The following is a 13,122-nucleotide window of genomic DNA, read 5'->3' as shown; positions in this document are numbered from 1 at the left end:
TACTATTATGTATAGGGGTCTCGAACGTCCGCTGCAAAGCGGGCAACTCGAAGAAGGAGATAAAAGAGTGAACGCTGTTGGCAGAAATATTCTATCTCGTATCGGCACATGGCTGTTTGCTGCCGCTTTTCTAGGAGCTGGCTTGCTGGGAGCCGTGAAAGCGAACGCTCAAACACAGCAACTGCGCGTGATGGTGGGTGACTTTGTGGACGAGCGCGCCCATTCCGCCGGTAGTCAGCTCGCCATCACCACAAAGAAGGACTTGTACAACGAACTGGTAAGCGTAGGAGCCTCTAAGTTTGCTCCGGTAGACCCGGAGGAGTTAATGGCTCAGGCAAAATCGCTGACGCCACCGCTTCCGACGCCAAGCGATCCCTATGGTCCCTACGGGTACAGTCTTTTTGACTACACGCGACTTGGTGAAGCGGTGGGGGCTTCCGCTGTGCTTTCCGGGCGCATCCTGGTGACGAGTGGGGCTGGAGCCGGCAAACTGGTGCTTGAGGCCACATTGACCAACCTTGTTGCGCAAGCGCCGATTAATGGGGCCCAGGTAGAGGTTGCCATTGCAAATGAACCTGGGGAAAACGCCAGTTCACAGGAAGCTATTCTAAAGGCGGTTGATGATGCCGCGCTTTCTGCCGTGACCCAAATGGTCGCTAGGCAGCTGCTGACGGCCACAGTGCTGCAGATCAGTCGCGGGCTTGTGGTGATCAATAAGGGAACACGCGATGGTTTTCACGATGGGGATGACATCGCGGTGCTGCGCGAGCTGGCAGGCGGGCGACTGGTAAAAGTTGGGGTTATTCGCATTATGCGTGCCTACGCAGATAACTCCGAGTGCGAAATTCGTGAAAACACCGGTGGCATCAGTCCTGAAGATATTGGGTTAGTGCTTTATCGTCCACAATATATATATACTCTGACCGGTGGCAAAAGCATCAATCGTGTCAACACGCGCATCAATCTCAGCGCCATCGGCAGTACGTTGGCTGCACTTGGCCTCGGTGTCCTTCTGGTGTCCGCGGCCAAAGGCGGCCAGGCCACTACCACCAACGTTGTCGCTGAGGCTACCTCGCTGAATGGGGCACCGGAAGTGAGGGTAACATGGGGCGATAATATCTTTGGTCAGGCTGGGGTTTTGCAGTATAAAATATACCGCTTGCCAGACTTCCCGCCTGGGGCCCCTGGAATCGCAGGTGTTGGAAATAACGGGAATGGCACTGGCACAGGTACTGGTACAGGCACCGGCACAGGTACCGGCACCGGAACCAATATTGGTGTTTCGACCGGAATTCCGGTGGGTGCAGTTCCTCCTTCTTCCCACAGCTACCTTGATCAGCCCTCGCCGTTTGACAGCTTCGCAACCACGCAAGGGTTCTATACCGGTTATTCGGGGTCAACACCTACGGGTAATCTTTCGGGCGGTGGAGTAGGCACCGGTACAGGTACCGGTACATCCACAGGCGGCGGCTGTGGCTTTGTGACTCTCAGTAATTTCTTAGATACGGGCTTTACACCCGGAAAGTCCTATCAATATGAGGTCACTGCAATAATCTCCCGTCCTGTGCCCATCGTTAGCAGTGGTGGCAATACGGGTGGGGTAGGCGGAATAGGTACAGGAACAGGCGGCATTGGCACCGGTACCGGTGTAGGTGGAATAGGAACCGGCACGGGTGGAATAGGTACAGGAACCGGCACCGGTGGCATAGGCAATGGTACGGGAACAGGTACAGGTAACAATGCTTTATGTATTGAGACCGACCCGGTACCCTCGAACTATGCCACACCGATCACCCCGGTGAACCCAACAGCGCCGGCAGCCGGAGCTTCCGTGGATATTCGCTCGTTCAACCCAACCTGGACAAGCCGTGTGGGAGCCGACCTGTTCGACGTGGAGGTGTCTACCGATCGTACCTTCAAGAACCCAAAGATCATCTATCAAATACAGGTCTTCTCTACGGCGCCCACACAGGATGGGGTTGCGCAGACCCTGCCGGCACCGGTAGACCTTACCAAGGCACCGCAACTATTGGCCGATCCTACATTTGCCGCCTTTGTGAACGGTTCGGGGGGATCGGGCAGTACCCCCGCGACGCCCACTCTCTACTATCGTATCGGGGCGCGCCATGACGAGGATGTTCCCGGCCCGGTAAACTGGATCAGCCAAAGCGCTACCGACCCGAATAGGAATTTCCGTTTCGTCTATAGCGATCCTATTCAGTTCACACCCACACCGCTCCCGCCAGCACCCCCGGGCAAGAAGGCAAGCTTGGCCGCAGCCGTGTTGAATGCCAACGGAAGCCGCGCTGCGGTGCTGCATCCCGTTATGCCGCGCTCGGTGGGAATTATCCCCGGTGTGAGCCATCCGACAACGCCGCAACAGGTGCTGAACGGGCGCGGGCGCGAGCGGCACTGATCTTTTAGTCAAGGAGATGGATGCTGTAAGAGCAGCATCCATCTCCTACCTAGATGCAGAGGATGGAGATAGGTTTGAGGCCAACAAGCGTGCTTCAACATATTGAGAAACAGAGACCCTTATCGGCGCTCCACGCCAACTCTGCGTTGCTCCTCCTACCGGAGGCGGCGCGGCGGCGTCAACAACAACCGTCTGAACAAGGAGTTTGGACTATGGTGAAAAAATTTGGACTTCTTCTTACGGTTTTAACCTCGCTCATACTGATGGGTAACGCCCTCCGGAGCAAGGCGGATGGCGTTGCCGGTGCACAAGCCGCCTTTGTGGATGGGCAGGTAGTACTCTATTGCCAGCCCGGCACATCACAAAACGATGTGAACGCATTGGCAGCTAAAGTAAACGCGCAACAGGTGATTCCTCTCCTGTTAAAAGATTGTTATGAACTTATTTTGCCTGCTGCCAATGCTACGGATGCGGGTACCTTGAACGCCGTGGCTGCATTGAAAGGCGATCCGCGTGTGCGGTGGGTTGGGCCTAATCGGATTTACCATATTATGGGCGCACCTCCGACGGTCACACCAAACGATCCTCACTATACGAATGGAGATCAGTGGCCATTCCCTCAAATTAATATGCCTGCAGCATGGGCTATTGAAAAGGGAAGCGCTAACGTTGCGGATATAGATACCGGCTTCGATAACACCCATCCGGATTTAACGGGGCAGTATATTATGCCCGGATACAACTCTGTGGATGGTTCGACCAATAATACACCGAGTGGTACCGACGCAGAGAATCAGCACGGCGTGAGTACAAGCAGTATTATGGTGGCTATTACCAATAACAATATTGGTATGGCCTCGATTTGCGGATGGGGAACCACCAAGTGCCTCGGTATCAAAGCCGGGGATGCAAACGGTTTTACCGAGACGGCGCTTGTCAATGCCTCGCAGTATGTGCTGAATGTGGCTCAGCAAGATAATATTGTGGTGGTGAATGAAAGTTTGGGCGGGCCGGGTGATCCAACCGATACAAGCGATCCCTACTATCAAGCCACAAAAGCGCTAAGCGATGCGGGGATCATCATCGTTGCCGCAGCAGGCAACGATAGCTCAGACAATCACCAGACAACACCTGCCGGGTTCACTTTTCCCAACCTCCTTACGGTCTCTGCTCTTAACAGAAATTCGCAACTCACCTACTATTCGAGTTTTGGTAAGGTCGATATCTCGGCTCCTGGCGGCGAGCAAACCTCGGATAACGACCCGAACGGCTTCTTGGTGGCGGTGAATGGGAGCTATGCTTTTGAGCAAGGAACCTCTTTTGCTGCACCGGTGGTGAGCGGTGTCATTGCTCTCCTGCGTTCGGTGCCTGGCGTAACACCTACCGCAGCGATTCAGGCCATCGAACAGTCGGCAAATCATATCATTACCGGTCAGCAGCAAGTACCCGATCCCAAGTATGGCTACGGGGAAGTAGATGCCTATCAGGCGCTCTTGCGCGTGATAGGCCATGTGGAAGTGGATAGCCCCATAGGGATTGATAACGCGACCGGCCTTTCTACCGATCCCTCCGGCAATCCACCTCCACCGGTTGAAACCCTAAAGCCAACCTTTACGTTTGGGGTGCGTAATATTCCTCTCTCCAATGTCAATATCGCCATTCTTAACCCAGATGGCACGACAACGCCGTTAGTGACGAACGGAACTCCTGCTGCAGGGGTTTCCAACTTTTCGGTGACCGGCGATACCACCAGCTCCTATCCGGTCTACTCGATCTCCTTCCGCTACGCTTTCAACACAGTGCTGGCCTCCTCGCAGGTAACCGTTCAGATTACCGGTACGCCGGCCAATCCGAACATCCCGACGCCCCAGCAAACGGTGACGTTCAATCTGCAACCACACCGATTCCCTGCAGGTCTGTCGTTGATCTCGATCCCGATCTACGAAAGCGCCACCGATTCGCCATCTGGTTCCTTCCGAAGCGATATTCGCCAGATTCTGAGCGATCCTACCGCTGTGCTCTACAGTTGGGGAATACAGCCTACTCTTAATAGTGCAGGCCAGGCGACCGCACAGGGTGTTTACACACCGACTCCGGGCACAGTGGGCGCCTCTGCCTCCTTCACCTCGAGCGGTATACCGGCTTCATCTACGCCGGCCACAAACCCACCTTTAGGGCTTGGTTTCTTCCTACAAACTACAGCATCGGATATCTATCGGACCTACGGTAACTACATTACAAGTAACTTCGTGAATATTCCGCTTCATGAGGGATGGAACCTCGTGGGCGATCCCTTCCCCTTCGCGGTGAGCTTTAATATCTGCTCTTTTGAAACTCCCGGAGGGACGCTCTACACAGCAGAGGATGCGGCAAAGGCTAACCTCATTCTGCCGTTTATCTACCGCTATGTCGGTGGGAGCTATCAGTTCGATACGCTGCCGCAAGGGCTTTTGAGACCGTGGGAAGGAAGCTGGATATATGTGATTCCGGCAAACCCAAATAGTCTAAGCACAAACTATGTGCTTACTTTGGTCGTTCCGCCTACGGGTAGTCCCTCCGATACATTAGGCAGAGCGGCAAATGCTAGTGTGCCCTCGGTCGGTGGGCCGAACAACTGGCGCCTTCAGTTGGTTGCGACCTCCGGCAGCGCCGTAGATGGACACAATTATATCGGGGTATCTGCTCAACAAACCGATCCAAGCTTCACGCGCGCACCAAAACCGCCCCAGTTAACAAACGATATATCCCTGAGTATTCTAGAACAGGGAAGGGGCGCTCAGAAAGAGCTTGATGCCATGTCGTTGCACGCTCCTGCGGCCACACAGACGTGGCAAGTGCTCGTGCAGTTTGCCAATAAAGGCACGCCCGTTACGGTCTCTTGGCCCAATATCGCGCAGGTGCCCCATAATATCAAGCTGGTGCTAACCGACCAGACAACCGGGCACCAGATAGATATGCGCACGCGAAGCGCCTATCAGTTCGTACCGGCCGCTCAGGAGACAAGCCGGCAGTTCCAGATAACGGCTTCAACTTCTGTCACGGGCGGACGCCCACTGATCACCGATCTGTTTGTAGACCCGATGAATTCCAACCGCGCGGCAGGGCCGGCGGGCTTCGATATCCGCTATAATATCTCCCGTGATGCCAATGTGGACATCGAAGTGTTGGCATCGAATGGCCGTGTTGTAGGTATGGCGCAACCTTCACGAGCGGTGACGGCCGGAGCGAACCACGCCTTCTGGAATGGGCGCGATTTAGCCGGGAATCCAGTACCTACCGGCGTGTACATCATCCAACTACGTGCGGTTACATCCTCCGGAGATGTCACACGGCAGACCATACCGCTGACCATCGCACGTTAGAAAACCATTAAGGCTGTCTCTCTCCTTTGAGAGAGACAGCCGGAGAAAAATTATTCAAACCCCCTCGCTGAGCGACAAAAAAAATAAAAAAAGAACTGTCCTACCTGCTCGGGCGGCATCGTTCCCCCACCGCTCGGCAAAATTAAGGGGTTCAGGGAGGTTACTTCTGGATGCAAAGAAACACATCCTTTTTCAAATGCCTCGCTTGCGCAGGCGCTCTGCTTGCGGCCGTTATCGGTTTGGGAGCGACACAAAAGACATATGCACAGGGGCTAGGTGATCCCTTCCCACCAGGGTATTCGCACTATACCGGTACCAGCGCGGACGATCTGCTTTACACCTTTACCGCCAACGGCATGGCCTTGACGATTGGGATCGGAAAAAACCAGGCGGGAGCCTTAGGGCTTTACACGGCTTCAAGCAGTGACCCTGTGTTCGATCCGAACGATACTATCGCTCCCTATTTTCCTTTCAATGCGGTTCAGATTACCGATCCGACGACCCAGCAACAGTTCACAGCCTATTTGGGAACGCACATTTTTGTGCGGATCGATGGTGGTTTTTCTGTTTTAACCCCTCTAGGATATGATGCGCTCTTCGGAGATCAGACGCAGGGACAATGGATAGAGGCGCCGCAACAAGTAGGCAATCACATAGAGGCCAAATGGCTCACAGAGCCTGTTGCCACAACAGGCAGTGGGAATGGGGGAACTGGCGGAGGTACCGGAACCGGTGGCGGCACAGGCGGAGGTACCGGAGGTGGTACGGGGGGTGGTACGGGTACTACCACACGCATCTTTCCCGCGGTTGAGATAGATTTAGTGGCCTCCTTTGTGCACACGCAGTGCCGACTTCAGATCACGGTTAAAAACGTGGATACGAAGGCGCATACGGTAAGTATCGGCCTCCTGGAGGAGCTTTCGGGCAATCCGCAGTCGTCATTCTTAAACTTCGGAACACCCCTCTACCTCTACCCGGATAACTACGCCATTCATCACGAGACGGCGCTTTATGGGGCACAAATGCCAGGTTACTTCTACTCTTCAGCTCGAAATACCCAAACGAATATCACAAATGCCCTAGTCTATCGAACGATCAAAGGAACTTTGTCCAATACCTCCTACAACCAAGACCCAACGTTTGCAACCTCTTTGCCGCCGTCGCGAATGATCATCGGCAATCTGTTGGCAATGGAGGGGAATTTAGGAGGAACGGCTCCAAACCCCCGCATCTACGACGAGTTCTGGCTTTATGATAGCGCCACCCCTATTCCCCTGCTTGGAATTACTCTGTTAGACCCAACACAATCCATCGATCAGCCTAACTCTGAATCTATGGGGCTTGGACTCTATTGGGATAATTTTCAGGTTCAGCCCACAACCTCAAAGACCATCGTAACCTATTTGGGCGATAACAGCTGCAACTTTACCTTCGGCCAACCTCTCGCTCTGGCGATAAGTGCACCGCAGGCGCTGCAGGTGTCTACTTCAGCCAATCAGTCGGTGTTTGCGCCCCCGGGGGCTACGGGAACCAGCAATCAGTTTCAAATCAGCGCCTATGTGGACAATACCACCGACTTGATCAACCCCAATGCGTTAGCCCTAAGTCCTGTTACGGTGACCATCAACCTTCCCAAGGGATTGCAGTTGGTGCCACCGCCTACAAATGGCTTTCAAAATAATGCCAATAATCCCAATAACAGCGCCACCGTTACCCTCCCCTCGTTGTCCTCTGGGCAAGAGCTACCGGTGCAGTGGATTGTGACACCGACAGGGGCAAGCACCGGTCCTATGGATATCCTGGTTTCTGCCCAGCCGGGGAATTTTGGAAACGGTGTGGTAGCTCGCCGCACAATAGATGTTCCCGCCCCTGCGAGTTTTACCCTGCGCGGCAACGTAACAACGCAAAACCACTATGTGATGCTTAGCATTCCTCTGCAGACGGGGCCGACGCCACCCTCCCAGGTGCTGTTCCCAACGCTTCCGTCGCAACAGGTGGCCCCCGATCTCGCTCAGTGGGACCCCGTTAACCTCATCTACAACTCCATCTCGCAGTTCTCGCTGGGTAAGGCGTTCTGGATACTAAACCGCATCGCTAACGACCAACTGATCCAACTCAATACGGCAACCTATCCGCCGCTATTGACCAACCAGCAGTTCACAGTGAACTATCCACAAGGCTGGAACCAGATCGGCGACCCCTACATCTATCCGGTTAACTTCGGGGAAGTGCAAATATTCGATCCAAGCACAGGGCGCACATTCTCGATGCAGGATGCGGCCTCTCCACAAAACCATCTCATTCTGCCCATTGCGTTCTACTACGACACCTCCAACCCTGACCCCACGCAATGGAACTATGTGATGCTGCAAAATCTTGCCTTCACCATGCAGCCCTATCAGGGCTATTGGATCTACGTTCTTAAGAATAACCTCTCGTTCATCTATCCTGGGGTGACGCTGCCGGGCAGCAACATTACAAAGGCGACCACCGTTACAACAACGCAAAATCGGGTCGCAACCGATAACTGGCAACTCCAGCTCTCTGCCTCGGCTTCCGACGGCATTGACAACACCACCGTCATCGGGGTGGCGCCGCAGGCGAGCGATAGGGCCGATTTCTTTAAGTATCCGAAACCGCCCTATATCAATAAGCAACTCACGATGGAGATAACCCATCCGGAGTGGAATGGAGCCATCTACAGCGAAGACTTGCGTTCGCCAAGCCCCACGCAGAAAACATGGAACCTGGTTATCAGCTCGGTAAAGCCCTCGGAACCGGTTACCATTGAGTGGCCTAACTTCAATAGCCGTGTGCCACGTACTTGGAAGCTTACCTTCACCGACCCGGCTACCGGCACACAGTTCGATATGCGCACGCGCTCGGGATACGTGGTACATACGGACGCCACTGGTCGCGCTACGGTGCAGATCACGGCCAGCCCCGCGAACCCAACGCCGAGCGTACGCATTCTCTCCTTCGTTGTAAACGCGCCTACCCGTGCCGCCAGTGGTACGACAGCGCCGGTAGAGCTGGATTATAGCATTGCCGGCAGTGGAGATGCGCATGTGCTGGTACGTAACTCTCACGGACAGGTCATTCGCAATCTTACACCGGTAACCACACGCAACACGGCCAATGGCCTGGAGGGGAAAGCGGTGTGGGATATGAAGACGCAATCGGGAACCGTGGTCTCAACCGGTGTCTATACGATGGACCTGGTGGTGGTGGCACCCGATGGCACTCAGACCCATCAGACGCGCGTGTGCGTCATCACACGCTAATTATGTTAGGAATGGCAAGAGGGGTTCATCCCCTCTTGCCATAGCGTTTTATCTGTCTATGCGCTCGGCTCGACAAAAACCCTTTTTTGCCTGTATTTTGGTTACAATAGGCCTCTGTGCTCTAGCCCAGCTGGCATTGGCCCAGAGGTCTATGGTGACTCTGTCTGCCACACGGGACGTCATTTTGGCGGACGGAAAACAGCAGACGCTCATCATTGCCGATGTTCGTGATCAGAATGGCAACCCCTTAAATGGCGCCACCGTTCTTTTTCAAACCACCGCCGGAACGCTCACACAGACGCGGGTAACGGCCGTAGGCGGCATCGCGCAGACGCGACTTATTAGTGCTCCCTTCCCCACGGTGGCACAAGTTACAGCGATCGCCGAAGGCGCTGGGGTAGGCGCCTCGAATGCTCTTCAGATCGAGTTTACCAACGATCCAGAAGCGACCGTTGAGGGCAACAACTACGTGCTCTTTACCGGAAAGTATGTTGCCTATAGCGCCACCGATCGCATTATCGAGGCCTTTAGCGTAAACGGTGGCTCGGAGCTTTCCTATCGCAACTTCGACATAAAAGCCGATCGCATTCAGTTTCATTGCGACGATAACGCCGTAGTGCGGGCTGCAGATAACATCACCCTGCGTCGGGGGAAGCATGTCATTCATGCCATTCGCCTTTACTACAGTCTAGGTACGGGAATAGGCTACGCCATTGCCAAGTGGAACGGCAGTGTGCAACAGGTGGAGATCACAGGGGTGGACCTGCAGATGCAGAAGCCGCACGGCATTGTGCCCCCAGCCTATTTTACAATGCCGCAAATGCAGGTGAAGCTGGTGGTGGTGGCGCGCTCTATCGCCTATTTCCCAGGCGACAAGCTTCAGTTCACCCGTCCTCGTTTCTTTCAGGACAATCTGCAAATCCTAAGCCTGCCTTACTACGAGATGAGCCTCAACTCCGATCAGCTCTTCTCCGATCACTTTATTAGCGTTGGCTCGCGAGGCTTTGGGCTTGAACTGCCTTTCTACTACGACCTCACGCCACGTAGCTCGGGTATTCTCTACATTCGCCATGACCAACAGTTAGGAAGGGGGTACTTTAGCACCGACCCCGGCTGGTCTATTGACCTCATGCAGAGCTACTCCGGCACGGGCGAGATGCGCTACGAAGGCTCTTATGGCTTTACCGATTTAACGCGTGGAGGGTGGGGTTTTCAGTGGACTCATACGCAGGAGTTTTCGGATAGCACTCAGGGGGCCTTTGCTTTAGATTTTCCCCATCATACCGGCCTAATCGGCAGTCTCGACCTAAGCACACACGGCAAACTCGGACGCTTGGGCATAGATTTTAATGGGGGACAGACATGGGTTTCCCCTACAGAGACCTCATTGGAGGGTGACCTCTATCTTGAGACCAATCCAAGCTCCTATGGATTCGCAAAGGGATGGCGCTATGTGTTTGGCACACGCTACTCCTCAAACTACTTCCGCACTGCCGGTAGCCTTGCCTCGTTAACGAACGCTTCCTCGGAAGAGATAACCTGGCGAACCTTCCCGGCGATGCCGATGTTGTTAGACCGACGGACAACCCTGAACGTCTCCTTCACCCTAGGCCATATGTGGACAACAAACCATCTCACCGGTTTCACCTCTCAAATCTCTTTGGGGCTTGATCGCACCCTTCCAAACGGAGGAGACATCAACTTCAGCTACGATTTTCTTTCCACGCCCAACCCGGCCTACAACGAAGACGGCAAACATCGCATCAGCATCACCTATCAAGTGGGACGCTCGAAACATTTTGCGCTTGGGCTTGCCGGAACGGCCTTTTTAGATAGCCCCAGCGCCAGCTTTCTGGCCGATGCCGTCTATCGCATTGACTCCCGCTGGCGTCTGCTCGCCTCGGCAACACTCCAACACGGTAGCTTTTTGGATTATCAAGATTTTGAGTTCACCATTGGCCGGCGTATCGGCGCCCGAGAGCTGCAGTTAACCTACTCCACCTATACAAAACGTATCTATATTGACCTCACCAGCACAAACTGGTAAAGGGGGAAGGTGGCTTCCTTAAACGAATCGGCAGGGTAATTTCAAGGCCTTTTGCAGTTGTGCAAGGTAGACCTTGTTTGGAATCTCGATAGCCCCCAAGCGCTGTAGATGCGGCGTTAGGTACTGTACATCTAGCAGCACGAAGTTGCGCTCTTTAAGGCGATGTACAAGGGCGGCTAGGGCTACTTTAGAGGCATCTGTTTCTCGATGGAACATACTCTCTGCCATAAAAGCCCCTCCCAAAGCGACTCCATAGGTACCCCCTACAAGACGCCCTTCGCGCCATGTCTCCACGCTATGCGCCAAGCCACGTCGGTGAAGTTCGGTATAGACCCGAATGAAGTCCTCAGTTATCCAAGTTCCTTCAGGCCTATCGGCACAGCCGCGCATAACCTCCTCAAAGGCCGTGTTGATGTGTACTTCGAAGCGCCCTTTGCGGATCGTCTTGGCCAACGAGCGTGAGATGTGAAAGCCATCAAGCGGAATGATCGCACGCATCTCAGGCCGAAACCACAAAATCTCCTTTGCCTCCTCAACATACATAGGAAAGATTCCTATGCTGTAGGCCCGGACCACCGTTTCTGGCGTAAAAGGGATCATGTGCGCTATCCTTATGGAATCGGTTTTTTTATGGTACCCTGTTGACTTTGGTGGTAGACTGTGTTAGCAGAGAAGGAGGTTCTAGGCAAGTTTGATAGTCACTATTGATGGTCCTGCTGGGGCCGGTAAAAGCTCGGTCGCACGAAAATTAGCACAAGCGCTCGGCTACACCTACTTAGATACAGGAGCCATGTATCGGGCTGTGGCTTTGATGGCTTTAAGACATAAAATAGCTCTGTCCGATGCCGAAACGCTAGCCCAATTGGCTCGCACGCTGCCCATTCGCTTCGGGCCGCTCTCTCCCGATGGGGTACAACGAGTCTGGATAGGGGAAGGAGATAGTGCCGAAGAGGTTACCGAGGCTATTCGTACGCCAGAAGTGTCGCAGGCCACCTCGATCATCTCTACCCACTCGCCGGTACGCAGGGCGCTAGTGGAGCGGCAACGCCAGATGGCGTTGGCAGCAGAAAACGGGGTGGTGCTCGAAGGCCGTGATACGGGAACGGTAGTCGTGCCGCAGGCCGAGCTGAAGATATTCCTCACGGCTTCGCCCCAAGAGCGTGCTCGGCGTCGTGCGGCCGAGCTAAGAGCACAAGGCCTGGAGGTCTCTGAAGAGACGATATTGAAGGAGCAAGAGGAGCGCGATGCGCGTGATAGTCGGCGGACCGACTCGCCTCTGCGGCCGGCACCCGATGCGATCCTCCTTAATACCGATGGTCTCGACCTCGATGCCGTGGTTCGGCAGATACTAAGCCTCCATCAAGAACGCTGTAACCAGAGGCGATGTGGAGTGTCAGAAGCGTGAAAGCAGGAGCGACTTGGAAAGAAGTAGGGCTTCCGTGTTGGTATCATCGTCTTTGCCGATATCCGTTGGCATGGATATTTCGGCTCTTTTTCCAGCTCTATGGACGGCTCGAGGTGATCGGTCTGGAAAATATCCCTAAGACCGGCGCCCTGATTCTTGCGGCCAACCATTTAAGCAATCTCGATCCCCCGCTCGGATGGGCGATTATTGCGCGACGGCGCTGGATATGGGGGGTAGCTAAGATCGAGCTTTGGCATCATCCCGTTACTCGGTTTGTAACTCGCACAATGCAAGGCATCCCCGTGCGACGTGGTAAAGCCGATCTGCGTATGTTTCATCTCGTTTTAGAGCTTTTGGAAAAAGGCGAGGCGATAGGCTTTTTCCCAGAAGGCGGTCGCAGCCGAGACGGAAACCTTCAGCCGGCGCAGCCGGGGTTGGCGCTGTTGGTGCAAAAAAGCGGCGCCCCCGTAGTCCCGGTTGGCGTTGTGGGGACGTTCGATATGCTGCCTCCCGGAGCGAAAAAGCTACGACGGGCACGCCTTGCCATCTGTTTCGGCCCGCCCATCCATTTTTCGCCCGATGCCTCGCGCGAACAGATTCTCGAAACC

At 54.5% G+C, this 13,122-nt stretch carries 7 protein-coding genes; 6 read left to right on the top strand and 1 reads right to left on the bottom strand.

Features of this window, described 5'->3' with window-relative positions:
* Nucleotides 1-7: 7 nt before the first annotated feature.
* The 4 genes from VKV18_RS13205 to VKV18_RS13190 all read left to right on the top strand — a co-directional run bounded on the left by VKV18_RS13205 (nucleotide 8) and on the right by VKV18_RS13190 (nucleotide 11,109).
* The gene (locus VKV18_RS13205; protein WP_324204657.1) at nucleotides 8-2,416 is read left to right on the top strand and encodes a hypothetical protein; all 2,409 of its coding nucleotides are present in this window, start codon (nucleotides 8-10) and stop codon (nucleotides 2,414-2,416) included.
* A 212-nt stretch (nucleotides 2,417-2,628) separates the two neighbouring features.
* A complete protein-coding gene (locus tag VKV18_RS13200; RefSeq protein WP_324204656.1) occupies nucleotides 2,629-5,778 on the top strand; it encodes a S8 family serine peptidase in 3,150 nt (1,049 codons plus the stop codon).
* A gap of 170 nt (nucleotides 5,779-5,948) precedes the next feature.
* Nucleotides 5,949-9,062, top strand: a complete 3,114-nt coding sequence (locus VKV18_RS13195; RefSeq protein WP_324204655.1) for a hypothetical protein — start codon at nucleotides 5,949-5,951, stop codon at nucleotides 9,060-9,062.
* Nucleotides 9,063-9,213: 151 nt separating this feature from the next.
* Complete coding sequence (locus VKV18_RS13190) at nucleotides 9,214-11,109, top strand: Ig-like domain-containing protein (RefSeq protein WP_324204654.1); 1,896 nt, start codon at nucleotides 9,214-9,216, stop codon at nucleotides 11,107-11,109.
* An 18-nt stretch (nucleotides 11,110-11,127) separates the two neighbouring features.
* Here VKV18_RS13190 and aat read toward each other — a convergent pair whose 3' ends face one another.
* Nucleotides 11,128-11,709 carry a leucyl/phenylalanyl-tRNA--protein transferase gene (aat, locus tag VKV18_RS13185; protein ID WP_324204653.1) on the bottom strand — a complete coding sequence of 194 codons (582 nt, stop codon included), beginning with the start codon at nucleotides 11,707-11,709 and terminating at the stop codon, nucleotides 11,128-11,130.
* 91 nt (nucleotides 11,710-11,800) lie between these two features.
* On the opposite strand from aat, the gene cmk reads away from it, so the two are divergent.
* Nucleotides 11,801-12,514 carry a (d)CMP kinase gene (gene cmk, locus VKV18_RS13180; RefSeq protein WP_324204652.1) on the top strand — a complete coding sequence of 238 codons (714 nt, stop codon included), beginning with the start codon at nucleotides 11,801-11,803 and terminating at the stop codon, nucleotides 12,512-12,514.
* On the top strand, nucleotides 12,511-13,122 hold a 612-nt coding region (locus VKV18_RS13175), incomplete at its 3' end, for a lysophospholipid acyltransferase family protein (RefSeq protein ID WP_324204651.1). The genes cmk and VKV18_RS13175, both read left to right, overlap by 4 nt.

It is taken from the genome of Chthonomonas sp., from assembly GCF_035294505.1.
Lineage (GTDB): Bacteria > Armatimonadota > Chthonomonadetes > Chthonomonadales > Chthonomonadaceae > Chthonomonas.
This window is presented reverse-complemented; position numbering and strand designations above follow the sequence as displayed.